At 60.1% G+C, this 24,643-nt stretch carries 24 protein-coding genes and 1 tRNA gene; 18 read left to right on the forward strand and 7 right to left on the reverse strand.

Going from position 1 to position 24,643, the window contains the following annotated elements:
* Positions 1-42: 42 nt before the first annotated feature.
* Positions 43-231: a hypothetical protein gene (locus MR935_RS06895; RefSeq protein ID WP_290572219.1), complete on the forward strand. Its 189-nt coding sequence runs from the start codon at positions 43-45 to the stop codon at positions 229-231.
* Positions 232-620: 389 nt separating this feature from the next.
* On the opposite strand, the gene MR935_RS06900 is transcribed toward MR935_RS06895, so the two are convergent.
* Both MR935_RS06900 and MR935_RS06905 read right to left on the reverse strand, forming a co-directional pair.
* Positions 621-872 (reverse strand): DUF6061 family protein, encoded by a 252-nt coding sequence (locus MR935_RS06900; RefSeq protein WP_290572221.1) that lies wholly within the window; start codon positions 870-872, stop codon positions 621-623.
* Positions 873-1,037: 165 nt separating this feature from the next.
* Positions 1,038-1,120: transfer RNA gene (locus tag MR935_RS06905), tRNA-Leu, on the reverse strand.
* 293 nt (positions 1,121-1,413) lie between these two features.
* On the opposite strand from MR935_RS06905, the gene MR935_RS06910 reads away from it, so the two are divergent.
* From MR935_RS06910 to MR935_RS06945, 8 genes are all read left to right on the forward strand, one after another.
* Positions 1,414-2,754, forward strand: a complete 1,341-nt coding sequence (locus MR935_RS06910) for a hypothetical protein (RefSeq protein WP_290572222.1) — start codon at positions 1,414-1,416, stop codon at positions 2,752-2,754.
* 24 nt (positions 2,755-2,778) lie between these two features.
* Complete coding sequence (locus tag MR935_RS06915) at positions 2,779-3,468, forward strand: response regulator transcription factor (RefSeq protein ID WP_290572224.1); 690 nt, start codon at positions 2,779-2,781, stop codon at positions 3,466-3,468.
* A gap of 40 nt (positions 3,469-3,508) precedes the next feature.
* Positions 3,509-5,065 (forward strand): sensor histidine kinase, encoded by a 1,557-nt coding sequence (locus tag MR935_RS06920; RefSeq protein WP_290572226.1) that lies wholly within the window; start codon positions 3,509-3,511, stop codon positions 5,063-5,065.
* On the forward strand, positions 5,066-6,001 hold the full coding sequence (locus MR935_RS06925) for a DUF1385 domain-containing protein (RefSeq protein ID WP_290572228.1): 936 nt from the start codon (positions 5,066-5,068) through the stop codon (positions 5,999-6,001).
* A 39-nt stretch (positions 6,002-6,040) separates the two neighbouring features.
* On the forward strand, positions 6,041-6,913 hold the full coding sequence (gene prmC / locus MR935_RS06930; RefSeq protein WP_290572229.1) for a peptide chain release factor N(5)-glutamine methyltransferase: 873 nt from the start codon (positions 6,041-6,043) through the stop codon (positions 6,911-6,913).
* Positions 6,914-7,474: 561 nt separating this feature from the next.
* Positions 7,475-8,656, forward strand: a complete 1,182-nt coding sequence (gene recA, locus MR935_RS06935) for a recombinase RecA (protein ID WP_290572230.1) — start codon at positions 7,475-7,477, stop codon at positions 8,654-8,656.
* The gene (locus MR935_RS06940; protein WP_290572231.1) at positions 8,653-9,117 is read left to right on the forward strand and encodes a regulatory protein RecX; all 465 of its coding nucleotides are present in this window, start codon (positions 8,653-8,655) and stop codon (positions 9,115-9,117) included. Before recA ends, MR935_RS06940 begins: the two co-directional genes overlap by 4 nt.
* A gap of 19 nt (positions 9,118-9,136) precedes the next feature.
* Complete coding sequence (locus tag MR935_RS06945; RefSeq protein ID WP_290572233.1) at positions 9,137-10,105, forward strand: tRNA dihydrouridine synthase; 969 nt, start codon at positions 9,137-9,139, stop codon at positions 10,103-10,105.
* Positions 10,106-10,160: 55 nt separating this feature from the next.
* Here MR935_RS06945 and MR935_RS06950 read toward each other — a convergent pair whose 3' ends face one another.
* Genes MR935_RS06950 through prfB form a run of 3 tightly spaced genes read right to left on the reverse strand, consistent with a single transcriptional unit; the run spans position 10,161 to position 12,139 of the window.
* Complete coding sequence (locus tag MR935_RS06950) at positions 10,161-10,541, reverse strand: sulfite exporter TauE/SafE family protein (RefSeq protein WP_290572234.1); 381 nt, start codon at positions 10,539-10,541, stop codon at positions 10,161-10,163.
* Positions 10,538-10,984 (reverse strand): sulfite exporter TauE/SafE family protein, encoded by a 447-nt coding sequence (locus MR935_RS06955; RefSeq protein ID WP_290572236.1) that lies wholly within the window; start codon positions 10,982-10,984, stop codon positions 10,538-10,540. The genes MR935_RS06950 and MR935_RS06955 overlap by 4 nt, the downstream gene beginning before the upstream one ends.
* Before the next feature lie 30 nt (positions 10,985-11,014).
* Positions 11,015-12,139 (reverse strand): peptide chain release factor 2, encoded by a 1,125-nt coding sequence (gene prfB / locus MR935_RS06960; protein ID WP_290572238.1) that lies wholly within the window; start codon positions 12,137-12,139, stop codon positions 11,015-11,017.
* A gap of 462 nt (positions 12,140-12,601) precedes the next feature.
* Here prfB and MR935_RS06965 point away from each other — a divergent pair, with 462 nt between their 5' ends.
* The 4 genes from MR935_RS06965 (at position 12,602) to secA (ending at position 20,038) form a co-directional block, all read left to right on the forward strand.
* A complete protein-coding gene (locus MR935_RS06965) occupies positions 12,602-13,531 on the forward strand; it encodes a calcium/sodium antiporter (RefSeq protein WP_290572240.1) in 930 nt (309 codons plus the stop codon).
* Between the two features lie 289 nt (positions 13,532-13,820).
* Positions 13,821-15,734, forward strand: coding sequence for an acyl-CoA dehydrogenase family protein (locus MR935_RS06970; RefSeq protein ID WP_290572242.1), 1,914 nt, complete (start codon positions 13,821-13,823; stop codon positions 15,732-15,734).
* A gap of 21 nt (positions 15,735-15,755) precedes the next feature.
* Entirely contained in the window at positions 15,756-16,976 is a 1,221-nt protein-coding gene (locus tag MR935_RS06975) for an FprA family A-type flavoprotein (RefSeq protein ID WP_290572243.1), read from the forward strand.
* Positions 16,977-17,281: 305 nt separating this feature from the next.
* Positions 17,282-20,038 (forward strand): preprotein translocase subunit SecA, encoded by a 2,757-nt coding sequence (gene secA, locus MR935_RS06980; RefSeq protein ID WP_290572245.1) that lies wholly within the window; start codon positions 17,282-17,284, stop codon positions 20,036-20,038.
* An 85-nt stretch (positions 20,039-20,123) separates the two neighbouring features.
* On the opposite strand, the gene ruvX is transcribed toward secA, so the two are convergent.
* Entirely contained in the window at positions 20,124-20,543 is a 420-nt protein-coding gene (gene ruvX / locus MR935_RS06985) for a Holliday junction resolvase RuvX (RefSeq protein WP_290572248.1), read from the reverse strand.
* Between the two features lie 255 nt (positions 20,544-20,798).
* Between ruvX and rpmG the strand changes: the two genes are divergently transcribed.
* The 5 genes from rpmG (at position 20,799) to rplA (ending at position 23,116) form a co-directional block, all read left to right on the forward strand.
* Positions 20,799-20,948, forward strand: coding sequence for a 50S ribosomal protein L33 (gene rpmG / locus MR935_RS06990; RefSeq protein WP_031472614.1), 150 nt, complete (start codon positions 20,799-20,801; stop codon positions 20,946-20,948).
* Between the two features lie 18 nt (positions 20,949-20,966).
* Entirely contained in the window at positions 20,967-21,197 is a 231-nt protein-coding gene (secE, locus tag MR935_RS06995; RefSeq protein ID WP_290572250.1) for a preprotein translocase subunit SecE, read from the forward strand.
* 18 nt (positions 21,198-21,215) lie between these two features.
* A complete protein-coding gene (gene nusG / locus MR935_RS07000; RefSeq protein WP_290572252.1) occupies positions 21,216-21,752 on the forward strand; it encodes a transcription termination/antitermination protein NusG in 537 nt (178 codons plus the stop codon).
* Positions 21,753-21,899: 147 nt separating this feature from the next.
* Entirely contained in the window at positions 21,900-22,325 is a 426-nt protein-coding gene (gene rplK / locus MR935_RS07005) for a 50S ribosomal protein L11 (protein ID WP_290572254.1), read from the forward strand.
* A 95-nt stretch (positions 22,326-22,420) separates the two neighbouring features.
* The gene (gene rplA, locus MR935_RS07010) at positions 22,421-23,116 is read left to right on the forward strand and encodes a 50S ribosomal protein L1 (protein WP_290572255.1); all 696 of its coding nucleotides are present in this window, start codon (positions 22,421-22,423) and stop codon (positions 23,114-23,116) included.
* 137 nt (positions 23,117-23,253) lie between these two features.
* On the opposite strand, the gene MR935_RS07015 is transcribed toward rplA, so the two are convergent.
* Positions 23,254-24,564: a hypothetical protein gene (locus MR935_RS07015; RefSeq protein ID WP_290572257.1), complete on the reverse strand. Its 1,311-nt coding sequence runs from the start codon at positions 24,562-24,564 to the stop codon at positions 23,254-23,256.
* Between the last annotated feature and the right edge of the window lie 79 nt (positions 24,565-24,643).

Here is a 24,643-nt window from a genome sequence, read left to right on the forward strand (position 1 = left end):
GAACCTTAATAATTTCATATCGAACCGGAGGGAATAACCAGCTTGGACCGCAGGAAAAAGCTCATCAACAATTCCGGTATTCCGCAACACGAAATCGAGTACATCGCCCGGTGCATTCTCCCTGACATCCTAGCCTACTACGACAGCGAAGAAGGTCAGCGGGAGTTCCGGGAGTGGCTGACTCAGCGTGAAACGGAACAGACGGAAAGAAAGGTAGGGAAAAGCAAGTAAGTGACCACATAGGGTGCCGCAAGTTTGGCGGCACCTTTTCTCATGCAAAAGGCACTTCCACTCACGCATTTCGGAGGTGAAATAGCGGCTAATAGCAAGGCTTCTTGGACACATTTTTGATCTGGGAATACAATTACCTTTGGATGTCCAAAACAGGTGTTCTATATGCGTGAATCCTCAAATTCTGTCCGCCGTTCTTTCCGCATCCCTCTTGATAGAATGAATGATTGATAGATCAGTATTTGATTATTCTTTATTTGATTGTTTAGTATTTATTGTGTGCTATTTTCCAGTTTAAGCTTTTCCAATCTTGGATTTTCCAGTATTGGATTATCCAAGATTGGAAAACAGCATTTAGGTCTCTTGCGATATCCCTCTGGAATACGATATCAGTTCTCAAAGGGATGGTACTCCGTCACATTCCTCAAATACTCCCGAACATCCCCGTGGAGCAGCAGGTTCACATATTCAATCGGTACATTATTCACCAACCATTCCAGCTCGTTGCTCTCGAATATATTCCGTGCAACCTCAGCTTCCACCAGAATACAGTCGATGGAGATCATACTGCCATCTGCATACTTGGCCTCCACACAGGCGGTGTCGATATTAAACGCACAAGAAATAACTTTCTTCTCCATAACAGTATCCTCCTAAATCTGTTTCTTTTTTCTCGGGCCTCTGGGCTTTGATTCTGGCCGTTTGATGACACCGTTTCGGAAATGGGTTTCCTCGAATCTTCCGAAGAAAACAAATAATCCGAACCCATCTCCCACAGGGAAGATCTGGTTCGGATTATATTGGTTTGGTGCGGGTAACAGGACTCGAACCTGCACGGTTTCCCAATGGAACCTAAATCCATCGTGTCTGCCAATTCCACCATACCCGCAAATATGGAAGCAGATGCTGCTTTTTTTAATCACAAACGCACGTCTCAAGGCGAGCCCGGCTGCATCCGCCGGCGCCGGCCTCTCGCATATCAACCAGTATACCCGCTGGCGCGGAGTTTGTCAATAATCAGCGGGCGGCGGAATGACTGTCCGCTTCAATGCCCGGTCCCCGCGTGCCAACTGGTAAAATAGCTGTAAACTCTGCAAATTAGAGTACCAAACGCAAAAGCTTTGTGCTATACTTAAAATCGTATCAGTATTTGTTGTTAGCCACGCGCAGGAGCATGATATCATGAAAGCATTCCGATGTATTGCCGCGCAGCTTGCGTTGCTTTTGGGGCTGTCCGGCTGCGCGCTCCCAACGGGAGATGAGCTGTTGGCCGCGCCCAGACCCTCATCCAACTACCAAACGATGCAGGCCGAGCTGGATCAGCTGCTTGCCTCGGGCGTCACCTACACCGCGCCCACGCAGGGGGACAACCGCTCGACCGTGCAGCTGGTCGACCTCGACGGCGACGGCGTGGACGAGGCCATCGCCTTTTTCCGCGGCACGACCGCGGCCACGAGCAACGTCTTCAAAGTGTATATTTATAAAAAGAAGGACGACCGCTTTGTCTGCACCGGCTCGATCGACGGCAAGGGCACGGCGGCCATCCTGTCGGTCGATTATCCGGCCATCACGCCCGACGGCCGGCGCGGCATGGTGATCACTTGGCGGCTTTTGGGTGACCGGGTAGACGCGCTGACCATGTGCGATTTTGATATAAACTGCGCGCCCGGCATCCTGCTGGAAACCGAGTTTTCCGCGATGGAGCTGACCGATCTCGACCGGGACGGCGCGCGCGACCTGCTGCTGCTGACCAATAACCCGGTGGGCAAGCGCGTGGCGCGGCTGTACCGCTACGCGGGCGGTGCGCTCACGCTGATAGGCGAGGCGCCGACCAGCGCCGAGGCCGTCTCGGTCGAGCGCATCAGCAGCGGCCGCGTGACCGATGAACTGCCCGCCGTGCTGGTCGAGCAAAAGACCACGGGCGGCGTCGGCCTGACGACCGATATCTTTGTCTATACCGACGGCGGGCTGCACAATATCGCGCTCGACGGTGAGGATTCAGTCACACGCGGCACCTACCGCCCGGTGTCGGTCTACGCGACCGATATCAACGGCGACGGCGTGACCGAGCTGCCCAGCGCCGTGCTGATGGCCGGCTATACGGACGCGGCTGCGGCGGACGCTATTTTCATGCTCGATTGGTACGCCTACGGCGTGAGCAGCGCGCCCCGGCTGGCCGAGACAACCTATAACAACGTATCCGACGGCTGGCTGCTTCGGCTTGATGACACATGGCACGACCGCATCACCGCCGCAAAAAGCAGCGACAGCGGTCTGAGCTGTGTGCAGTTCTTGGAATATACGGGAAACGGCTACCGGATGCCGCTCTTTACCATCTGCTGCGCCACCGGCGCGCTGCGTGACGGCTATGCCGAGCGCAGCGACCTGATCCAGCTTGGGCAGACGCCCAAGGCGGTCTATTTCGCCCGTTTGGATGAGGGCGCGCAGCAGGGCGCGATACGCATCGACGCGGACGGGCTGAAAAGCCGCTTCTCGCTTGTCACGCAGGACTGGGACAACTGATAGGATAGATGAAGGAGGAACATCATGAAGCGCAAGATCCTTGTGTTGGAGGATGAAGAGAATATCCGCTCGTTTCTGGTACTCAACCTCAAGCGCGGCGGTTACGAGGTGATAGAGGCCGAGACCGGTGAAATGGCGCTGGAAAAATACCACGAAAATCAGGATATCGCCGTGGCCGTGCTCGATGTGATGCTGCCCGGCATCGACGGCTACGAGGTCTGCCGCGCGATGCGCGCCGCGGGCTACGCCGCAGGCGTCATCATGCTGACCGCCCGCACGCAGGAGGCCGATAAGGTGACCGGCCTGATGAACGGCGCGGACGATTATGTGACCAAGCCCTTTTCGGTCATCGAGCTGGCCGCGCGGGTCGACGCACTCTACCGCCGTGTCTCCGGCGCGCCCTTTGCCGAGGAGGATGTTATCAAGTCCGGCCCGTTCAAGCTCAATCTGCGCGCGCGCGAGGTGCTCAAAAACGGCATCAAGATCGAGCTGACGCAGATCGAATACGGCCTGCTCAAGGCGTTTATGGAGAATATCGGTAAGGCGCTCTCGCGCGATGAGCTGCTTGAGATGGTGTGGGGGCATCATTTTGTGGGTGAGCTGAAGATCGTTGACGTCAACATCCGACGCCTGCGCATCAAGATCGAGGACGACCCGGCCAATCCTTCGCACATCGTCACCGTGCGCGGCTATGGCTATATGTGGGAGGGGTGAGCCGCCCCGCGCGAAGCCCCGGCAGGGAAAGGTAGTTTCTATGAATGATCGCAAACCCAAAAAGCAGCCGTCCGCGCCGCCGCAGCCGTCCGCGCCTAAGGTGCTGCATTCCCCGGGCGGCATCCGGGGGCGCTGGATGCGCAACTCGCTTTCCTTTGTGCTCGTCATCCTGGCGGCCGTGGTGATTTTGGTGTCGGTGGGTGTGTCGGGCTATTATTACGCCTCTGTGCGGGATAATCTGCTCGCCCGCGCCACGCAGACGGCCGATATCTACCGCAAATATTTCACCGAGACTTACGACCAGTTCTATACGCAGGCCGAGTCCTCGGTCACTACCTATGAGCAGAAGGACAAGGTAGAGATGCAGTTTCTCGACCGCAACGGCCGTATCCTGCTGTCCACCTCAGGGCTGACGGGTGGCGGCATGGCCTCGACCGAGGAGGCCGTGCAGGCGCTGGCCATGCAGAAGGCCAGCGTGTTCACCGGGCGCGACCCGCTCTCGGACGAGCGGGTGATGAGCGTGACCGCGCCGCTGCTGTCCTCGCGGGGCGAGCTGATCGGCGGTGTGCGCGTCATCTCGTCGCTGCGCATTGCGGAAAAGCAGATATGGCTCATCATCGGCACGGTCATCCTGGTCTGCCTGCTGTTTTTGATGCTGGTCGTCGCCTCGAACAGCTACTTTATCCGCTCGATCATCGAGCCGGTGCTGCGCATCAACACGATTGCAAAGGAGATCGCCGCCGGCCGCTACGGCGTGCGCCTGCAAAAAACCTATGACGACGAAATAGGCGAGCTGTGCGACACCATCAACTACATGTCCGACGAGATCAGCCGCGCCGAGCGCATGAAGAACGACTTTATCTCGTCCGTTTCGCATGAGCTGCGCACCCCGCTCACCGCCATCGGCGGCTGGAGCGAAACGCTGCTCGCCGGCGGGGGAGAGGACCCCGAGGAGGTCATGCAGGGGCTGACCATCATCCAGAAGGAGGCCGGGCGGCTGACCCGCATGGTCGAGGAGCTTTTGGACTTTGCGCGCATCGAATCCGGCCGCATGAAGCTTGAGGTCGAGCTGTTCGACCTGTCGGTCGAGCTGTACGAGGCCGTTTATATGTATGAAAACCTGCTGCAAAAAACCGGTATGCAGCTGCATTATGACGAGGATGTGGACGCCAATTATTACATCAACGGCGACCGCCACCGCATGAAGCAGGTGTTCCTCAATATTCTGGACAACGCGGCCAAATACGGCGCGGATGGCAAGCAGATCGAGATCACGCTGCGCCGCGCCGGGGGCAGGATCGTCGCGGTCGTGCGCGACCACGGCGCGGGCATCCCCGAGGCCGAACTGCCCTTTGTCAAGGAGAAGTTCTACAAAGGCTCGTCCAAGCAGCGCGGCAGCGGCATCGGCCTTGCCGTGACCGAGGAGATCGTCAGTCTGCACGGCGGCACGCTCGATATCGCCTCGACGGTGGGCGAGGGCACGACGGTGACCGTCACCCTGCCTGCGGCCGACGCTGAGGAGGCGCTCGGCATCACGGGCGCGCTGCCCAAAATAGCCGACGCGCCGCCTATCCCCGAACCCGAAGGAGACGGATAAATGACAACACAGAAAAAAACCACCATCGGCGGTCAGGCCATCATCGAGGGTATTGTGATGAAAGGCCCGAAGAAGTCCTGCACCGTCGTGCGCAAGGCGGACGGTGAGCTGATCTCTAAAGAAGAGCCGGCGCACACGCCCGCGCCCCTGTGGAAGCTGCCTGTTTTTCGCGGGGCCTACGGCCTGTTCACCGCCATGAAGGACGGGGTACAGGCCATCAACTACTCGGCCACCTTCTTTGAGGACGAGCAGGCCGACGTGCCGCCCTCCAAATTTGAAGCGTGGCTCGAGCGCAAGCTCGGCTCTGCGGGCATCGAAAAGTGCATCCTCGGCCTGTCGACCGCGCTGGGCATCGCGCTGCCGGTCGGGCTGTTCATGCTGCTGCCCAGCTTTCTGGGCGGCTTCGTGCCGGAAAATTGGGGCGTGCTGGCGCGCAACGCGCTCGAAGGCTGCGTGCGCGTTGTGATTTTCCTGCTTTTTATGTGGTCGGTATCCCATATGAAGGATATCCGCCGCACATTTTCCTACCACGGCGCTGAGCACAAGACCATCTTCTGCTATGAAGCGGGCGAGGCGCTGACTGTCGACAACGTCCGCCGCCAGCCGCGCTTTCACCCGCGCTGCGGCACGAGCTTTATGTTCGTGCTCATCATCGTGATGACCATTGTCTCATCCATCGTGTTTTCGCTGGTCGATATCGTCAATCCCGTGCTGCGTATGCTTGCCCATCTGCTGCTGCTACCGCTGGTCGTCGGCATCAGCTATGAGTTTAACCGCTACGCCGGCCGGTCGGACAGCCTTGTTTCCCGTGTGCTGCGCTGGCCGGGGCTGATGATCCAGCGGCTGACCGTGTTCGAGCCGGATGACAGCATGATCGAGCTTGCCATCACGGCGATGCAGGCAGTCATCCCGGCGGACGGCTCGGATAACTGGTAAGGCAAAGGCGATACGATACGAAAGGCGGGTGTGACCCCTGTGACCAAGACGATCAACGATGTGTATATCGAGCTGTTCAAGCGCTTTAAGGAGGCGGGTGACCCGCAGCCGTCGCTGTCCGCGCGGGAGCTGACGGCCTACGCCTGCAAGGCGGACAAGCGCCGCACAGCCGAGTGGGCGCACGCCTATCTGGACGACGCGACGGTCGATTACGCACAGCTGCTGTGCGACCGCTGTCTGGATGGTGAGCCGCTGGCCTATATCCTCGGCGAGTGGGACTTTTACGGCCTGACCTTTCAGCTTGACCGGTCGGTGCTCATTCCCCGTGCGGACACGGAGCGCCTGTGCGAGCTGGTCATCGAGCGGGCGCGCGCCAAGGTCGCGCCGCGCGTGCTCGACCTGTGCTGCGGCTCGGGCTGCATCGGCATCGCCGTCGCCCACGCGGTCGAGCAGGCGCGTGTGGCGGGCGTCGATCTGTCGGACGGCGCACTGCGCGTCACGCGCGAGAACGCGCGGCGGCTGGGCGTGCAAAACCGCTATATCGCGCTCAAGGCCGATGTGCGCTTCCGCCCGCCCGCAGGCATGGGCGAGTTTGATATCATCGTGTCCAATCCGCCCTATATCACGCGCGCCGAGATGAGCCGGCTCGACCGGAGCGTATACGACTACGAGCCGCACGAAGCGCTTTTCGGCGGCGAGGACGGGCTGGATTTCTACCATGCGATCTGCGCCAAATGGGGTGGCCTGCTCGCGCCGGACGGGATGCTGCTGTTCGAGTGCGGCTACCGGCAGGCCACGCAGGTGGCGGCCATCATGGAGGAGAACGGCTTTGCCGGCATCGGCGTGACAGAGGATTTGTCCGGCGTGCCGCGCATCGTGTACGGCTGTCCCGCCGCCGCGCAGGAGATATGACACTACCCGCCGCACCGGTGAGAGCGGATGAAAACCGCGGTGCGATACAGCAGGACATAAACGGCGCAGCCCTTGAGCTGCGGATAAGTTGGACTTGCTGAAAAATCCAGCTCCAAAGCGAGGAAGTATGATGGAATGTATAAAATGCAGCGAGAAAATGATTCAAGCAAAGTTGAGAGGAGATGCAGTTGGTACAGTTGTTTATCTGACAAACAAAAGGAAAGGTGTTTTTGAAACAGAAAAGAGAAGCTCTGTTGCGTGTTATGTATGTCCGAGTTGTGGATACATTGAGCTTAATGCGTGCGATGCAAAGCAATTGATTTTAGAGTGATGCTTTCACAAATTCCAGTTTGTCGAGGAGATAGCAAGGCCAGCCGAGCGAGTCAACAGCGGCGCATACATATACCGCCGTTCAAAGTCCCGCCCGCCTTTGCCGATAGGCAATCAAGGCGGGTATTTTTTTATGCAAAAATAACGAACAAATTTTCGATAAAATTCTTGCAATTAAACGGACACCCTGTTATAATAAGGCTATCGCATCAAAAGCAGGAGGCTGTCAACATGGCTACCAAAAAGCAACTGGAAACGGTCGCGCCCGCGGCCGATAAGAAAAAAGCGCTGGCCAAGGCGCTGGGCGAGATCGAAAAGAACTTCGGCAAAGGCTCGGTCATGCGCCTTGGCGAAAACACCGGCATGGCCATCGAGCATATCCCGACCGGCTCGATCGGCATCGACCTTGCGCTTGGCATCGGCGGCCTGCCGCGCGGCCGCATCATCGAGATATACGGGCCGGAATCCTCCGGCAAGACGACGGTCGCGCTGCACTGCGTGGCCGAGGCGCAAAAGCTCGGCGGCACGGCTGCATTTATCGACGCAGAGCACGCGCTCGACCCGGTGTACGCCAAAGCGCTTGGCGTTGACATCGACAGCCTGCTGGTCTCCCAGCCCGATACCGGCGAGCAGGGACTGGATATCGCCGAGGCGCTTGTGCGCTCGGGCGCGATCGACATCGTGGTCATCGACTCGGTTGCCGCGCTCACGCCCCGCGCCGAGATCGAGGGCGAGATGAGCGACTCGTTCGTCGGCCTGCACGCCCGCATGATGAGCCAAGCCATGCGCAAGCTGGCCGGCTCGATCGCCAAGAGCCAGTGCGTGGCCATCTTCATCAACCAGCTGCGCGAAAAGGTCGGCGTGATCTACGGCAGCCCGGAGGTGACGACCGGCGGGCGCGCGCTCAAGTTCTACGCTTCCGTTCGGCTGGATGTGCGCCGCACCGAGCATCTGAAGGAGGGCGGCGTCAGCTACGGCAGCCATACCCGCGTCAAGGTGGTCAAAAACAAGGTCGCGCCCCCGTTCCGCGAGGCCGAGTTCGATATTATTTACGGCGAGGGTATTTCCCGCACGAGCGAGCTGGTCGATCTGGGTGTGCAGTATGGCATTATCAACAAATCGGGCGCATGGTTCTCGATGGGGGACAAGCGGCTCGGCCAGGGACGCGACGCGGCCAAGCGGTATTTCAAGGAGCACCCAGACGAGGCCGACGCGGTGCAAAAGCAGATCATGGCGGCGGTCGAGGAGGAGCGCAGCAAGCAGTATCAGGCGGCGGGCGCCAAGGCGGCAAGCGCCAAGGGCGAGGCCGCGCCCGAGGATGTGCCTGCTGCCAAGCCGGTCGCACCCAAGGCAAGCTCGGCCAAGGCGGTCAGCATCGACGCGGACGACTTTGACGATCTGGACGAGGTATGAGCGAGGACAAATACCACGCGGCGCTTGACGCAGCGGCAAAGCAGCTTTCCTATCGCGCACTGAGCACGGCTATGCTGCGTCAAAAGCTGCTGGACAAGGGACACGACGAGCAGGCGGCTGATTACGCCCTTGCGTGGCTGAGCGAGCGCGGTCTGCTGAGCGACGCGGCCTACGCCGAGGCTGTCGTGCGCTCCTATGCCCACCGGGGCTACGGCGCGCAGCGTATCCGGCAGGAGCTGACCGCGCGCGGCCTTGACCGGGACACCGCCGCCGCCGCGCTGGAGGGCTTCGCACCCGACCGCGCATTGCTGCTGAAGCTGCTGGACAAGCGGCTCAAGGGCGATACGAGCGACCGGAAGCAGGTCGACAAGGCGGTCGCCTTTTTGCAGCGGCGGGGCTTTTCGTGGGGGCAGATCAAGGAAGCGCTCACCGCATACGCGCAGGACGGCGCGCCCGAATAAGGACGAGTGAGGGTTGCCCATGAAGTATTACTTCGCCCCGATGGAGGGTGTGACGGGTGCGGTCTACCGCCGCGCGCACCAGAAATATTTCCCGGGTGTGGATAAGTATTTTATGCCCTTTTTTACGCCGACCGCGGCCGCGCGCTTTACGCCGCGCCAAAAGCGGGAGCTTGCGCCCGCGCTGGACGCGGGTGTGCCGACCGTGCCGCAGCTGCTGACCAAGAACGCCGCCGACTTCATTTGGGCGGCGAACGCGCTGTTCGACATGGGCTTTGACGAGGTCAACCTCAATCTGGGCTGCCCCTCGGGCACGGTGACGGCCAAGGGCAAGGGCGCGGGTTTTCTGGCGCAGCCGGACGCGCTCGACCGCTTTTTTGACGCGGTGTTTGCCGTCTGCGCGGGACGCATTTCGGTCAAGACACGGCTGGGGATGCACGACCCGGCTGAGTTTGACCGCGTTTTGGCGGTTTACGACCGCTATCCCATCGCCGAGCTGACCATCCACCCGCGCGTGCGGCAGGATTTTTACAAGGGCAGCGTGCGGCATGGGGCCTTCGCCGCCGCGCTGCCGCGTTGCGCTATGCCAGTGTGCTATAACGGCGATATCGTCACCGAGCGGGACGCGTGCGCGGTGCAGGCGCGGTATCCGTCGGTCGGCGCGCTGATGATCGGCCGCGGGCTGATTGCCGATCCGTCGCTGGTCACGCGGCTGCGCGGCGGCGCGCGGGCCGACAAAAGCACGCTTGAAGCCTTTCACCACGACCTGTTTGACGGCTACACAGCGGCGTTCGGCGACCGCCGCACCGCCATACTGCGGATGAAGGAGGTTTGGTTCTACCATCTGGGGCTGTTTGCGGACAGCGAAAAGCACGGCAAACGGCTGCGAAAGGCCGTCTCTCCGCAGGAGTATGAAGCCGCCGCTGCCGCGATCTTCCACGAGCTTGCCCTGCTGGACGATGCCGCGCCCCGCTGGTTCCAGCCCGCGTGAGCCGCGCCGCGCAGCCTGCGCGCATACGGAAAAGTCCGCTGACGCGGTGTTTGCGTCAGCGGACTTGCTTGTTTTTGCCCTGCTTACGGCCTGCAAGCAGCTCTTTGATGCCGATATAGAGCAGGAACATACCGAAGGCGCGGCGCAGCCAATCGGTGTCCATGCGCGCAGCGGCCAGCGCGGCCAGCACGGACGCGGGTATGCCCGCCAGTACGCACCAGCCCACCGCCGCGCCCCGCACCAGTCCATTTCGGATGTGCGAGACTAGCGCGGCGGGCGCGCAGGCGATGAAATACAGCAGGTTGATCCCGCCCGCCTGATATTGGTCCAGTCCGGCGGCCAGCGTCAAATAGAGCAGCAGCAGCGAGCCGCCGCCCACGCCAAAGCCGGACAGGATGCCGGTCAGCAGACCGGCCAGCATGGCGAGCAGGCTCATAGCAGCAGCACCGCCCGCACGCCGCCGTACAGGATGAGCAGGCCGAACACCCGGCGCAGCCACAGCAGCTTGACCTTGCCGAAAACGCGCCCTGCGATCAGCCCGCCCGCCGCGCCGCCAAGCAGATAAGGCCATGCGGCGGTCAGGTCAAGGCCGCCCTTGAGCCAGTAGATCGCCGCCGACACCGCACTCAGCGGCAAAATGACCGCGACCGAGGTTGCGAACGCCTGCCGCTCGTCCATTTTGACCCATGAGACGAGCAGCGGCACCAGAAACAGTCCGCCGCCCGCGCCGAAAAAGCCGTTGGCCGCGCCGGCCAGCGCGCCGGTGGCCGCGTATTTGACGTTGGTTTTCATAGCACCCCTCCGCCGGATAGCATTTGCCGGCCGGCGGGGGTTTATGTGCCAAAGGCAGGCTGGGCGCACAAAAAAGGGGGAAAGCATCGCTTTCCCCTTTGATGTTTTCGCGGCGGCTTATTTGGTCGCCCAGTTGCCGGTTGCCAGCGCAGACAGGTAAGCATTGATGAAGCCGTCGATATCGCCGTCCATCACGGCGTTGATGTTGGCGTTTTCGTAGGCCGTGCGGGTGTCCTTGGCCAAGGTGTAGGGCATGAAGACGTAGGAGCGGATCTGGCTGCCCCATTCGATCTTCTTCTGGTCGCCCTTGATGTCGGATATCTTCTCGAGGTGCTCGCGCTCCTTGATCTCGACCAGCTTGCTGCGCAGCATGCGCAGGCAGTTGTCCTTGTTCTGGAACTGGCTGCGCTCGGTCTGGCAGGAGACGACGATGCCGGTCGCCTTGTGGATCAGGCGCACAGCCGACGAGGTCTTGTTGATATGCTGGCCGCCCGCGCCCGACGAGCGGAACACCTGCATCTCATAATCGTCAGGCTTGATCTCGAAATCGGCCGAATCGTCCGGGATATCCGGGATGACCTCGACCGCGGAAAAGGAGGTGTGGCGGCGGCCGGAGGCATCAAACGGCGAGATGCGCACCAGACGGTGCACGCCCGATTCGCCCTTGAGAAAGCCGTAGGCGTTCTCGCCCTCAATGATGATATCGGCGCTCTTCAGGCCGGCTTCTTCGCCGTCCTGATAGTCCATGATCTTATAGGTATAACCGTGCCGCTCGGCCCAGCGGGTGTACATGCGGTAGAGCATTTCGCACCAGTCCTGCGCCTCGGTGCCGCCCGCACCCGCGTGGAAGGAGACGAGCGCGTTGTTCTTGTCGTATTCGCCGGTCAGCAGGGTGGACAGCTTTTGCTCGGCCACACCGTCCTCCAGCTCTTTATAGCCGCTCTCCAGCTCGCCGAGCATGGACTCGTCGTTTTCCTCAATGGCCATCTCGCAGATGGTCAGCAGGTCGTCACACAGCTCGGTCAGGTGGGCGTAGGCTTCGATCTTGCCCTTGAGCGCGCCCATGCGCGAGACGATCTTCTGGCTGGACGCGGGATCGTCCCAGAAGCCGGGCTGCGAGGACTTGAGCTCCAGCTCCTCGACCTCGCGCTTTGCCTTTTCCAGGCCGAGCGCGGTGTAAAGCTCGGTCAGCGCGGGCTTTAAGTTGTTCAGCTTGACCTTGTATTCCTCAAATTGCAGCATGAAAATGCTCCTTCACGTATTTTTCATTATCTTAGGCAACACCGCATAATTCGGCAAAAGCGGCTTGCGAGAAAATTCTGCGCACTGATGAGGCACAATTGTACAGCAATACTTGATGTATTGCAAGCAATTACAACAAAATCAGAGCGAAAAATTGCCGCAAAGCGCCGAAGACATAATTGTGCGGTATTGCCTTTATAGTATACGCATAAAACGGCCGCTTGTAAAGTTTTTTCGCAGTTTTGCTTGACAGCGCGGCGCGCCTTGCTGTATAGTATACGCAAGTAAAAGGGAGTAGCTCACGCGCGGGCCGCGCGTGGTCGACGTCGTCAAACCCGGCGCAGCCTTTGGGGCGCGCCCGGCGTCCACCGGACAGCAGCGAGACTTTTATTGCGCCAGCCGCAATAAAAGTCTCTTTTTTTTACGCCCGATGCTGTATTCTTTCTGTAAGAGGTGTTTTTTATGTTGTCAGTCGTTCTTCTTGTCATCGGTTTCATGCTGCTTGTCTGGGGGGCGGATAAGTTCGTGGCGGGTGCGGCCTCGGCCGCGCGCCGCATGGGCGTGTCCGAGCTGCTGGTCGGCCTGACCATCGTCTCGTTCGGCACATCCGCGCCCGAACTGGCCGTCAGCGTGACGGCGGCGCTCAAGGGTGCAAACGAGATCGCGGTCGGCAACGTGCTCGGCTCAAACCTGTTTAACCTGCTGGTGGTGGCAGGGCTGTCGGCCGTGCTGTGCCCGCTGACGCTTGACCGTGCGCTGCTGCGGCGGGACTGGCCGCTCTCGTTCGGCGCGGCGGTCATGCTGGGCGCGATGCTGTTTGTCGGCGGGGGGCTGTCCCGCGTGGACGGGTTTATCCTGCTCGCCTGCTTTGCGGCGGTCATGGTCTCGCAGATACGCCCTGCGCTGCACACCCGCGCCGTGCGGACAGAGGGAGACGATGACTCGGCCATGCCGGTGTGGCTGACGCTTGTCAATATTGTGCTGGGCATCGGCTGCATCGTGCTGGGCGGCCAGCTTTCGGTAAACGGCGCGACCGGCATCGCGCGCATGTTCGGCCTGTCGGAAACGCTCATCGGCCTGACTATCGTGGCCGTCGGCACCAGCCTGCCCGAGCTGGTCACCTCGCTCGTGGCCGCGCGCAAGGGCGAGAACGACATCGCCATGGGCAACGTGATCGGCTCGAACCTGTTCAATATCCTGCTGATCCTCGGCGTGTCCGCGGCGATCACGCCCATCCCGGTGCAGCCCACCGCGCCGGTCGACTGCCTGATTCTGATCGCGGCGAGTGCGATATGCTATCTGCCCGCCCGTAAGGGCGTGCTCGGGCGCGCGCCCGGCGCGCTGATGGCGCTCGGCTACGCGGCGTATATGGTCTATCTCATCGGGCGGTAAGGCCGCAGAGGGCAGAACTGGAATGCCCATCCAGAATATACAAAAGCATGGGGGTTGATTTGGTGAATTTCCCAAAATTCACATTGTAAATTTCATAATACTTGACAATACAGACAAGAGTCGTTTATCATATAAGCAGAAAACAAACGGATGAAGGATTCCATCAAAAAAGTGGATGAAATGCATCCAGTTTGCAGCATTCACCCTTATCCCGTTGTCCTTCTGCGTTGGCCAGAATAAGGGCGGATGAAAACAGCAAATTTAAGATAAGGACAAAGGAGGTAACGGTATGTTGTTCCAAACCACGCCGGCGCATGAAGAATTGCGCGCCAAGCTGCGCGCTTTCGCGGAGGAGGAGATCAAGCCCATTGCATTTGAGCTTGATCAAAACAATGAGTTCCCCGAGGAAGCGGTGCAGAAGCTTGGCAAGCTGGGCTTCATGGGCCTGCCCTATCCCAAGGAGTATGGCGGCGCAGGACTGGATATCATGAGCTACGCGATCGCTGTCGAGGAGCTTGCACGCGTCGACGGCGGCGCGGGCGTTATTCTGTCCGCACACGTCTCTCTGGGTTCGTTCCCCATCTTCGCCTTCGGTACGGAGGAGCAGAAGAAAAAGTACCTGACCCCACTGGCTCGCGGCGAGAAGATCGCGGCCTTCGGCCTGACTGAGCCCAACGCAGGCTCGGACGCCGGCGGCACGGAGACCACCGCCATCGACAAGGGCGACTACTGGCTGCTCAACGGCGGCAAGATCTTCATCACCAACGCGCCCCGTGCGGATACATATGTTGTTTTTGCCGTTACGACGCCCGACATCGGCACGCGCGGCATCTCGGCCTTTATCGTAGAGAAGGGCTGGCCGGGCTTTGAGTTCGGCGACCACTACGACAAGATGGGCATCCGCTCCTCGACGACCGCCGAGCTGATCTTCAATGACGTCAAGGTTCCCAAGGAGAACCTGCTGGGCAAGGAAGGCCAGGGCTTCAAGATCGCCATGGCTACGCTCGACGGCGGCCGTATCGGCATCGCGGCGCAGGCGCTCGGTATTGCGCAGGGTGCGTTCGAGCACGCGCTCGAGTACTCCAAGGAGCGCATCCAGTTCGGCAAGCCGATCGCGGCGCAGCAGGGCGTGTCCTTCAAGCTGGCCGACATGGCGACCAAGCTGCGCTGCGCGCGCATGCTGGTCTACTCCGCTGCTGAGATGAAGGAGCATCACCAGCCTTACGGCATGGAAGCGGCGATGGCCAAGCTGTACGCTTCCGATATCTCGTTGGAAGTCTGCAACGACGCGCTGCAGATCTTCGGCGGCTCGGGCTTCCTCAAGGGCATGGAGGTCGAGCGCGCTTACCGCGACGCGAAGATCACCACCATCTACGAGGGCACCAACGAAGTCCAGCGCGTGGTTATCGCGGCCTCGCTGGTCGGCAAGCTGGGTAAGGAGGCCGGCGGTTCGAGCCGTTCGGTCATGAAGAAGCCCGCGCCGGTAACCGGTGTGCGCAAGAAGAACATCTTCCGCGAGGGCGACGCCAAGGAGCGCGTAGAGGCGCTGGTGGCCGCGCTGAAGAAGGACGGCCACGACTTCTCGGTCGGCATCCCGATCGATACGCCCATCGCGCAGGCTGAGCGCGTGGTTTCCGCCGGTAAGGGCATTGGCTCGAAGGAGAACATGGCGCTGATCGAAAAGGTGGCTGCGGCGGCCGGTGCGGCGATCGGCTCGTCCCGTCCGGTGGCGGAGACGCTCAAGTATGTGCCGCTCAACCGCTATGTAGGTATGTCCGGCCAGAAGTTCCGCGGCAACCTGTACATCGCCTGCGGTATTTCGGGCGCGGTACAGCACCTGAAGGGCATCAAGGATGCCTCCACCATCGTTGCCATCAACAAGAACGGCAACGCACCCATCTTCAAGAACTGCGACTACGGCATTGTAGGCGATCTCAACGAGATCCTGCCGCTGCTGGCCGAGGCGCTTGACTGCGGCGAGAAGGCTCCCGCCCCGCCGATGATCAAGATGAAGCGCCCGCAGCCGCCCAAGCCGACCCCGATCGGTAAGAGCTATGTGTGCAACGGCTGCGGCTACGAATACAACCCCGAGGTGGGCGACGAGGACAGCGAGATCGCGCCCGGCACCCTGTTTGAAAAGCTGCCCGAGGATTGGGTATGCCCCAAATGTGCTGAGGAAAAAGATCAGTTTATCGAAGCCTGACGGCTGGAAGGAGGAAAAACGATGTATTGTGTACGCAATGTAACTGAAGACCTGTATTGGGTTGGTGCGAACGACCGTCGTCTGACCCTGTTTGAAAACATCCATCCCATCCCCAAGGGCGTATCCTACAACGCATATCTGCTGATGGATGAGTCCACCGTACTGTTTGACACCGTAGACTGGTCGGCCTGCCGCCAGCTGCTGGAGAACCTCTACCACGTGCTGGGCGACCGCCCGCTCGACTATCTGGTCGTCAACCACATGGAGCCTGACCACGGCGCCTCGGTCGAGGAGATCCTGCTCCGCTGGCCGGATGTCAAGGTCATCAGCACCGAGAAGTCCTTCATGCTGATGCGTCAGTTTGGCTTCGAGATCGACGGCCACGAGCTGATCGAGGTCGTTGAGGGCGATACCTACAGCTTCGGCAAGCACGAGGTCATGTTCGTGGGCGCGCCCATGGTACACTGGCCGGAGGCTATGGTCACCTTTGACACCACCAACGGCGTACTCTTCTCGGCAGACGCTTTCGGTTCTTTCATCGCGCTCGACGGCAAGCTCTTTGCCGACGAAGTCAACTTTGACCGCGACTGGATCGACGAGGCGCGCCGTTATCTGACCAACATCGTTGGCAAGTACGGCCCCCACGTGCAGCTGCTGCTGGGCAAGGCCGCGCCCATCCTTGACAAGATCAAGTACATCTGCCCGCTGCATGGTCCGGTCTGGCGCAAGGATCTGGGCTACTTCATCGACAAGTACGACAAGTGGAGCCGCTACGAGCCGGAAGAGCAGGGCGTCATGATCGTCTACGCTTCCATGTACGGCAACACCGAGTCTGCGGCCAACGCGCTGGCTACCCGCCTGTGCGAGAAGGGCATGACCAACGTGGTTATGTACGACGTGTCTAACACCCACGTTTCCTACCTGATCTCGGAGAGCTTCCGTCTGTCCCACATCGTGCTCGCTTCGGTGACCTATAACCTGGGCATCTATCCGGTTATGCACGACTACCTGATGGATATGAAGGCGCTCAACCTGCAGAACCGCACCTTTGCGATCGTCGAGAACGGCTCGTGGGCTTGCGAGTCGGGCGATCTGATGCAGAAGTTCGTCGACGAGGAGCTGAAGAACATGACTGTGCTCAACGAGCGCCTGTCGATGTCCTCCGCGCTCAAGGGCGACAAGGAGACCGAGCTTGATGCGCTGGCCGATGCGATCATCGAGTCCATGAAGGTCGAGAAGTAAGCCTCTCACCTATCCAATCCCAACCGCTTACAAGCGCCGGAAAGCTGGCATACGCCGCTTTCCGGCGCTTTTGCGCGCACGGAGAAAGGTTTTTGCAGTTTACAAAAAATATGTTTGTTTCCCCCTTCGCCTGTGATATAATAGCCGAAGATTGACTATTATATCAATTATTGCACAGTTATATTACCAGCGGCGCAGTGTGGATGATTTGACTTCACAAGCGCTCGCCTTTGTGATATAATACATCTAACTATGATGAAAACGAGGGGTGCTTTATGTCCCCTTTGAAAGGCTGAACAAACAAAATGGCTAATTTTCTCACCAAACTTTTCGGCACACATTCGTCACACGAGCTGAAGAAAATAAACCCCATCGCAGATAAGGTGGACGCGCTTGAGGAGCAATACAAGCAGCTGTCCGACACCGACCTGCGCGCCAAGACCAATGAATTTAAGCAGCGCTACCAGAACGGCGAAACACTCGACCAGCTTCTGCCTGAGGCCTTTGCCGCCTGCCGGGAGGCCGCGTGGCGCGTGCTTGGTATGCGCCACTACCGCGTGCAGGTGATCGGCGGCATCGTGCTGCATCAGGGGCGCATCGCGGAGATGAAGACCGGCGAGGGCAAGACGCTCGTCGCCACCCTGCCTGCCTATCTGAACGCGCTGACCGGCAAGGGTGTGCACATCATCACGGTGAACGATTACCTCGCCAAGCGCGACAGCGAGTGGATGGGCAAGGTCTACCGCTTCCTCGGCCTGTCGGTCGGCTTGATTATTCATGATATCGAGCCGAACCAGCGCAAGGCGATGTACGCGGCCGATATCACCTACGGCACGAACAACGAGTTCGGCTTTGACTACCTGCGCGACAATATGGCCATCTATAAGGAAGCCATGGTGCAGCGCGGCCACGCCTTTGCCATCGTCGACGAGGTCGACTCCATCCTGATCGACGAGGCGCGCACCCCGCTCATCATCTCCGGCCAAGGGGAGAAATCCTCCCAGCTTTATGAGCTGGCCGACCGCTTTGCCGCCGGGCTGAAGTGCCTGCGCGTCAAGGAGGTCGACGCCAAGGAGGAGCAGGACGAGATCGACGCGGACTATATCGTCGACGAAAAGGCGCGCACCGCTACACTCACACCCAAGGGACAAGCGCGCGCGGAGAGCTACTTCAAGGTCGAAAACCTGTCCGACCCGGCCAACACCACCCTTCAGCACCACATCAATCAGGCGATCAAGGCGCGCGGCGTGATGCAGCGCGATGTGGACTATGTTGTGCGCGACGGGCAGGTCATCATCGTCGACGAGTTCACCGGCCGTTTGATGTTTGGCCGCCGCTATAACGAGGGGCTGCATCAGGCCATCGAGGCCAAGGAGGGCGTCAAGGTCGAGCATGAGTCCAAGACGCTGGCCACCATCACCTTCCAGAACTACTTTCGCCTGTACGGCAAGCTGTCCGGCATGACCGGCACGGCCTTGACCGAGGAGGAGGAGTTCCGCCACATTTATAAGCTTGACGTGATCGAGATACCGACCAACAAGCCGGTCGCCCGTAAGGACAACCCGGACGCGGTCTATAAAAACGAGCGCGGCAAGCTCAGCGCGACCATCGCGCGCATCGAGGAATGCCACGCCAAGGGGCAGCCCATTCTGGTCGGTACGGTGTCCATCGAAAAATCCGAGGAGCTTTCCGCGCTGCTCAAACGCAAGGGCATCAAGCATACCGTGCTCAACGCCAAGTACCATGAGCGCGAAGCCGATATCGTCGCGCAGGCGGGCAAGTCGGGCGCGGTGACGATCGCAACCAACATGGCCGGCCGCGGCACGGATATCATGCTCGGCGGCAACGCCGAGACGATGGCGCTTGACGAGCTGAAAAAGGGTGATTACACGCCCGAGCTGCTCTATGAGGCCAACGGCCACGCGGAGACCGATGACCCCGAGGTGCTGGCCATCCGCGCGAAGTTTGACGAGCTGTACAAAAAGTTCAAGGCCGAGACCGATGCGGATGCCGCCAAGGTGCGCGCGGCGGGCGGCCTGTATATCCTCGGCACCGAGCGGCACGAGTCCCGCCGCATCGACAACCAGCTGCGCGGCCGCGCCGGCCGTCAGGGCGACCCGGGCGAGTCGAGCTTCTATATTTCGCTCGAGGATGACCTGATGCGACTGTTCGGCTCGGAGCGCATCCAGAACATGATGGACAGCCTCGGCATCGCAGACGATGAGCCGATCGACCAGAAGATTCTGTCGGGCGCGATCGAAAACGCGCAGAAGAAGATCGAAAGCCGTAACTTTGCCACTCGTAAGCATGTGCTCGAATATGACGATGTGCTCAACACCCAGCGCCAGACCATTTATAGCCAGCGCTTGCAGGTGCTTGAGGGCAAGGATGTTAAGGACAGCATCCTGCGTATGATCGACGATACTGTTGCCAACGCAGTGCACGCCGCCATTGGTGAGCACACGGTCATCGAGCCGTCGATGGTCGAGCAGGCGCGCCGCCCGTTTATCGGCGTGTTCCTGCGACCGGAGGACTGCACCTTCACGCCGGAGGAGTGCGACGATCTGACCGCCGAGCGGCTGACCGAATGCCTTGCCGCGCAGGCGCACCGGGTGTATGAAGCCAAGGAGCAGGCGCTCACGCCTGCCATCATGCGCGAGCTGGAGCGCGTGGTGCTGCTCAAGAACGTTGACAGCAAGTGGATGGATCACATCGACGCGATGACCGAGCTGCGCAGCGGCATTGGCCTGCGCGCCTACGGTCAGCATGACCCGGTGGTCGAGTATAAGCGCGAAGGCTTTGATATGTTCGACGCGATGATCGACTCCATCCGGGAGGACACCGTGCGCATGATCTTCTTGGCGCAGGTGCGCACCCGCGAAGAGCCCAAGCGCGAGCAGGTCGCCAAGGAGACCGCCGCGGCGGGCGCGGACGACGGCACGGTGCAGAAGCAGCCCAAGCGCGTGGGCAAAAAGGTCGGCCCGAACGACCCGTGCCCGTGCGGCAGCGGCAAAAAATATAAGAAATGCTGCTATCTGAAGGCGGATAACCCGTACAAATAAGCGGATAGCCTACGAAAAGCAGAGAATAAGCCGCCGCGCACCGGGTGATACCGGCGCGCGGCGGCTGTCATGTAGGGCGACATGGTCATCCCCGGCTGCGCTTGTAGTCCAGATAGCCTTGTAAAATCAGAGCGGCGGCCACCGCGTCGACCGTCTGGCGGTGCTTGCGGGTTTTCTTGCCGGCTTGATGCAGAATATCGTGCGCGGCTACCGTGGTGCGGCGCTCGTCCCACAGCACGACCGGCACGCCCGTGCGCGCCCGCAGGGTTTCGGCAAGGGCCTCGCATTGCTGCGCGCGCGCGCCCACCGTGCCGTCCATGTTTTTCGGATAGCCCAGCACAATCTTTTCGATCCGCTCCTCGGTGACGACGGCGCAGAGCTTGTCCACCAGCTTGTCTCGGTTCCACTCGTGGATGACGCGCGGCGAGCCGGCCAGAAAGCCCGACGGATCGGATATGGACAGCCCGGTGCGCGCATCCCCGTAATCAATACCCAAAATACGCATATCTACACTCCTATATCTTGTGGTTTGCCATAGTATAGCATAGATACGCAAAAAAATCAGCACTTTTTTCACAAAAACTACTTGACCGCCAAACATGGCCATGCTATACTTTAAGAACCTATGCGGGTTCTTTTTTTTGCGCGCATTTTTCGTGTGTCCGGAAAACGCGCGCCGGAACACCGGCAAAGGGAGGCAAACAGTCCCGCGCCCCGCAACAGGGGACGGACGAATTTTAAGAAGGAGGTGCCGTTATTTATGCGCGTAAAGATCACGCTGGCCTGCACTGAGTGCAAGCAAAGAAACTATGACACGATGAAGAACAAGAAGAACAATCCGGACCGTCTGGAAATGAACAAGTACTGCCGTTTCTGCCGGAAGCACACGCTGCACCGCGAGACAAAGTAAGAGAAAGGAAGTAGCCCCATGGCTGAAGAATCCAAGGTTAAGAAGCCCGGTTTCTTTGCTCGAATCGGCAAGTGGTTCCGCGAGCTGAAGGGTGAGTGCCGCAAGATCGTGTGGCCGACCCGCCAGCAGACGACCAACAACACGCTGGTCGTATTCGCCTGCGTCATCGTTGTCGGCATCTTTATCTGGGTGCTCGATATCGTCTTTGGCTTTGGCATACAGGCGCTGCTCACAAGTTTTGCCGCCTAACCGATAAAGGAGGCATTTATGGCAGACACTGCAAAATGGTATGTGGTGCACACATACTCCGGCTATGAGAACAAAGTGGCTTCTTCGATCGAAAAAGCGGTCGAAAACCGCAGGCTGCATGACCTGATCACAGCCGTCAACATCCCGACCGAGACCGTCACCGAGGTGAAGGATGGCAAAAGCCGGGAGGTTGAGCGCAAGCTGTTCCCGGGTTATGTGCTGGTCAAAATGGTGATGACCGATGAGACTTGGTATCTCGTGCGCAACACGCGCGGCTGCACCGGCTTTGTCGGGCAGGACAAGTCCGGCGGCTCCAAGCCGATCCCGCTGACCGAAGAGGAGATCGCCGCGATGGGCGTGGAAAAGCGCGAGATCGAGGTCAATTACGCAGTGGGAGACAGCGTGCGCGTCATCGACGGGGCGCTGGCCGGCTTTATCGGCGTCGTTTCGGCTGTTGAGCCGGAGAAGAACAGTGTGAATGTCGTCGTTTCCATGTTCGGACGCGAGACCCCGGTCGAGCTGGAGCTCGATCAGGTGGAGACACTCGACGAATAAATCACCGGAGCACACCGCCAAAGGGTGCGCTCCGTCCGGAAAAGTCCCCCCGCGCAGCGGGCGGGCGGGCGGCTGCGGCCGCCGAAGTGGGAGAGCGCCCACCGCGCTCGCCAACCACCACATTTATTGAAGGAGGAACCTTTCAACATGGCACAGAAAGTAGTAGGTTATATCAAGCTCCAGATTCCCGCCGGCAAGGCGACCCCCGCGCCCCCGGTAGGCCCGGCGCTCGGCCAGCATGGCGTGAACATCATGGCCTTTACCAAGGAATTTAACGAGCGCACCAAGAATGAGGCCGGCATGATCATCCCGGTCATCATCACAGTCTACGCTGACCGCTCGTTCAGCTTCATCACCAAGACGCCCCCGGCGCCTGTGCTGATCAAGAAGGCCTGCGGTATTGAGTCCGGCTCGGCCGTACCGAACAAGACCAAGGTTGCCAAGCTGTCCAAGGCGGACTGCCAGAAGATCGCGGAGACTAAGATGCCCGATCTGAACGCCGCCTCGCTCGAGGCCGCGATGAGCATGATCGCCGGCACGGCGCGCTCGATGGGCATTACCGTCGAGGAGTAAGCCCCAGCGCCGCTGGCCAAACCAAGCTGCGGCATACCGCCGCATACAGTGGGAGGGTTTTAAGTTCCCGCTTAACCACTTAAGGAGGATTTATTGTGCATAAAGGTAAAAAATATGTAGACAGCGCGAAGACCATCGACCGCACCAAGCTGTACGATACCGCCGACGCGCTTTCCACCGTGATTTCGACCGCCAAGGCCAAGTTCGATGAGACCATCGAGCTGCACGTCAAGCTGGGTGTAGACTCCCGCCACGCCGACCAGCAGGTGCGCGGCGCGATCGTATTGCCGCACGGCACCGGCAAGCAGGTGCGCGTGGCGGTGTTCGCCAAGGGCCCGAAGGCCGATGAGGCGCTGGCCGCCGGCGCGGACATTGTCGGCGCGGAGGATCTGATGGAGCGCATCCAGAAGGAGAACTTCTTTGAGTTCGACGTGGTCATTGCCACGCCCGATATGATGGGTGTTGTCGGCCGTCTGGGCCGCGTGCTCGGCCCCAAGGGCCTGATGCCCAACCCCAAGGCCGGCACGGTCTCTATGGACGTTGCCAAGGCTGTGCAGGAGTCCAAGGCCGGTAAGATCGAGTACCGTCTGGACAAGACCAACATCATTCACTGCCCGATCGGCAAGGCGTCCTTCGGCCCGGAAAAGCTGCAGGACAACTTTGACGCGCTGATGGGCGCGATCATCAAGGCTAAGCCGGCTGCTGCCAAGGGTCAGTATATCCGCTCCTGCGTCGTTGCGTCCACCATGGGCCCCGGCGTCAAGGTGAACGCGGCCAAGCTCATGGGTTAAGGCTGGTTTCGCGGTAAAACAAAATAAAAAAAGGCGCATGATGCGCCTTTTTTTCATGCCGTCCGCCGGGACAGCACAAAAAAGCAGGGGAGGAACGGTCAGGTTCCTCCCCGTTTGGTTTTGCGGCAGGGCCGTGCTTACATCAGATCAAGCAGCTTATAGCAGCGGGTCTTGGTGTAGCTCTGCTTAAAGCTGGCGGCGGCGAGCTGGGCGGAAATCTCGTCCTCGCTCTCCCGCGAGGCGCTCTTCGCGCCCTCGTCACGCTCCTCGACCCATTGCTGGTAGCTGGCCTCCTCGGCTGCGTACTGGTCGGCGTTGAGCACGGTGGCCAGATGATCGTACATGTTGCTCAGCAGCTGATCCCACGCCTCGAACGAGGCGGCGGTCAGATCGAAGGCCTGCTCAGTCGTTTCGGCCTCGGCGATCTGGCGGTCGTTTTGCTCAAGCTGCTCGATTTGCGCGCTGAAGGCCTGCTTTTTCGCGGCGGCTTCCTGCGCGTTCTGCTCCTGCCGCTGCGCGGCCTCCTGCGCCTCAGTAAGCTGCGTGCGCAGCTGCTCGACCTGCCGCTTCTGCTCGGCGCTCAGCGTGTCGTCCGCGGCGAGCGCGTCCAGCTTGCCCGCGGCCGCATCGTACTTCTTATCATCAAAATAGGCCTGCGCTTCAGCGATATCGGCGGCAAACTCGTTTTCCGCCTGCCCGGCGGTTGCCTGCTCGATGAGCGCGTCCACGGCCTCGCCCAGCGGGGCGGTCTTGTCGAGCAAACGGCCGCGCAGGTCGTTGAGCGTAGCCAGCGCGGCGGTATAGTCGCCGCTCTCAACCAGGCTGCGCGCCTGCTGGAAGCTCTTGAGCTGGTCGATCTGAAGCTGGATGGCAGCAGGATCCTTGGCTTCGGCCAGTGCGGCCTCAAAGGCGATGAGTGCGTCATCAAACTTGCTGCGCTCCATATATTTCTCGGCAAGGGTCAGGTTTTCATCCGGCCGGCGGCTGAGCGCGAACCACACGCCGCCGCCGATCAGCCCAAGGATGAGCAGAAGGATAAGCACGACCGTCACACCGCGCTGCGCCTTAGAGGGGCGGCGGTAAGGCTCGTCGGCCGGGGCGCCTGCATCGAAATATGTAGTGTGGGGCGCGGACTGCGCGGATGACTGAGGTGCGCCCGCAGGGCGGCGCGTGGACGGCCGCTCACCGGCGGTGGGCATACGCGGATCGGTCACGGTGAGCGGGTCACCGGTGGTCACGCCCGCCTTACCGGAAAGGGAGGCGCCAGGATGGCTGTCCTCCATCGCGGCGTCAAACGCGGAAAGATCGATTGGTGTGTTCAACTCGTCCGGCAGGCCGGTGAATACGGCGGTCTCATCGTTTGCGCCCGTCTGCTCGACGGTCGCGCCGCAAAAGGGGCAGAATTTGCCGGAAATAGGCAGCTCCCTGCCGCAATTTTTGCAAAGCATGGGTGGTTTCCTCCTCGATTTGTCCATCATAAAGGTCTGAGTTTAAGTATAGCACATAGTTGCGCGATTGTAAACCTTT

Origin of the sequence: Agathobaculum sp. (genome assembly GCF_022775115.1) — a bacterium.
Lineage (GTDB): Bacteria > Bacillota > Clostridia > Oscillospirales > Butyricicoccaceae > Agathobaculum.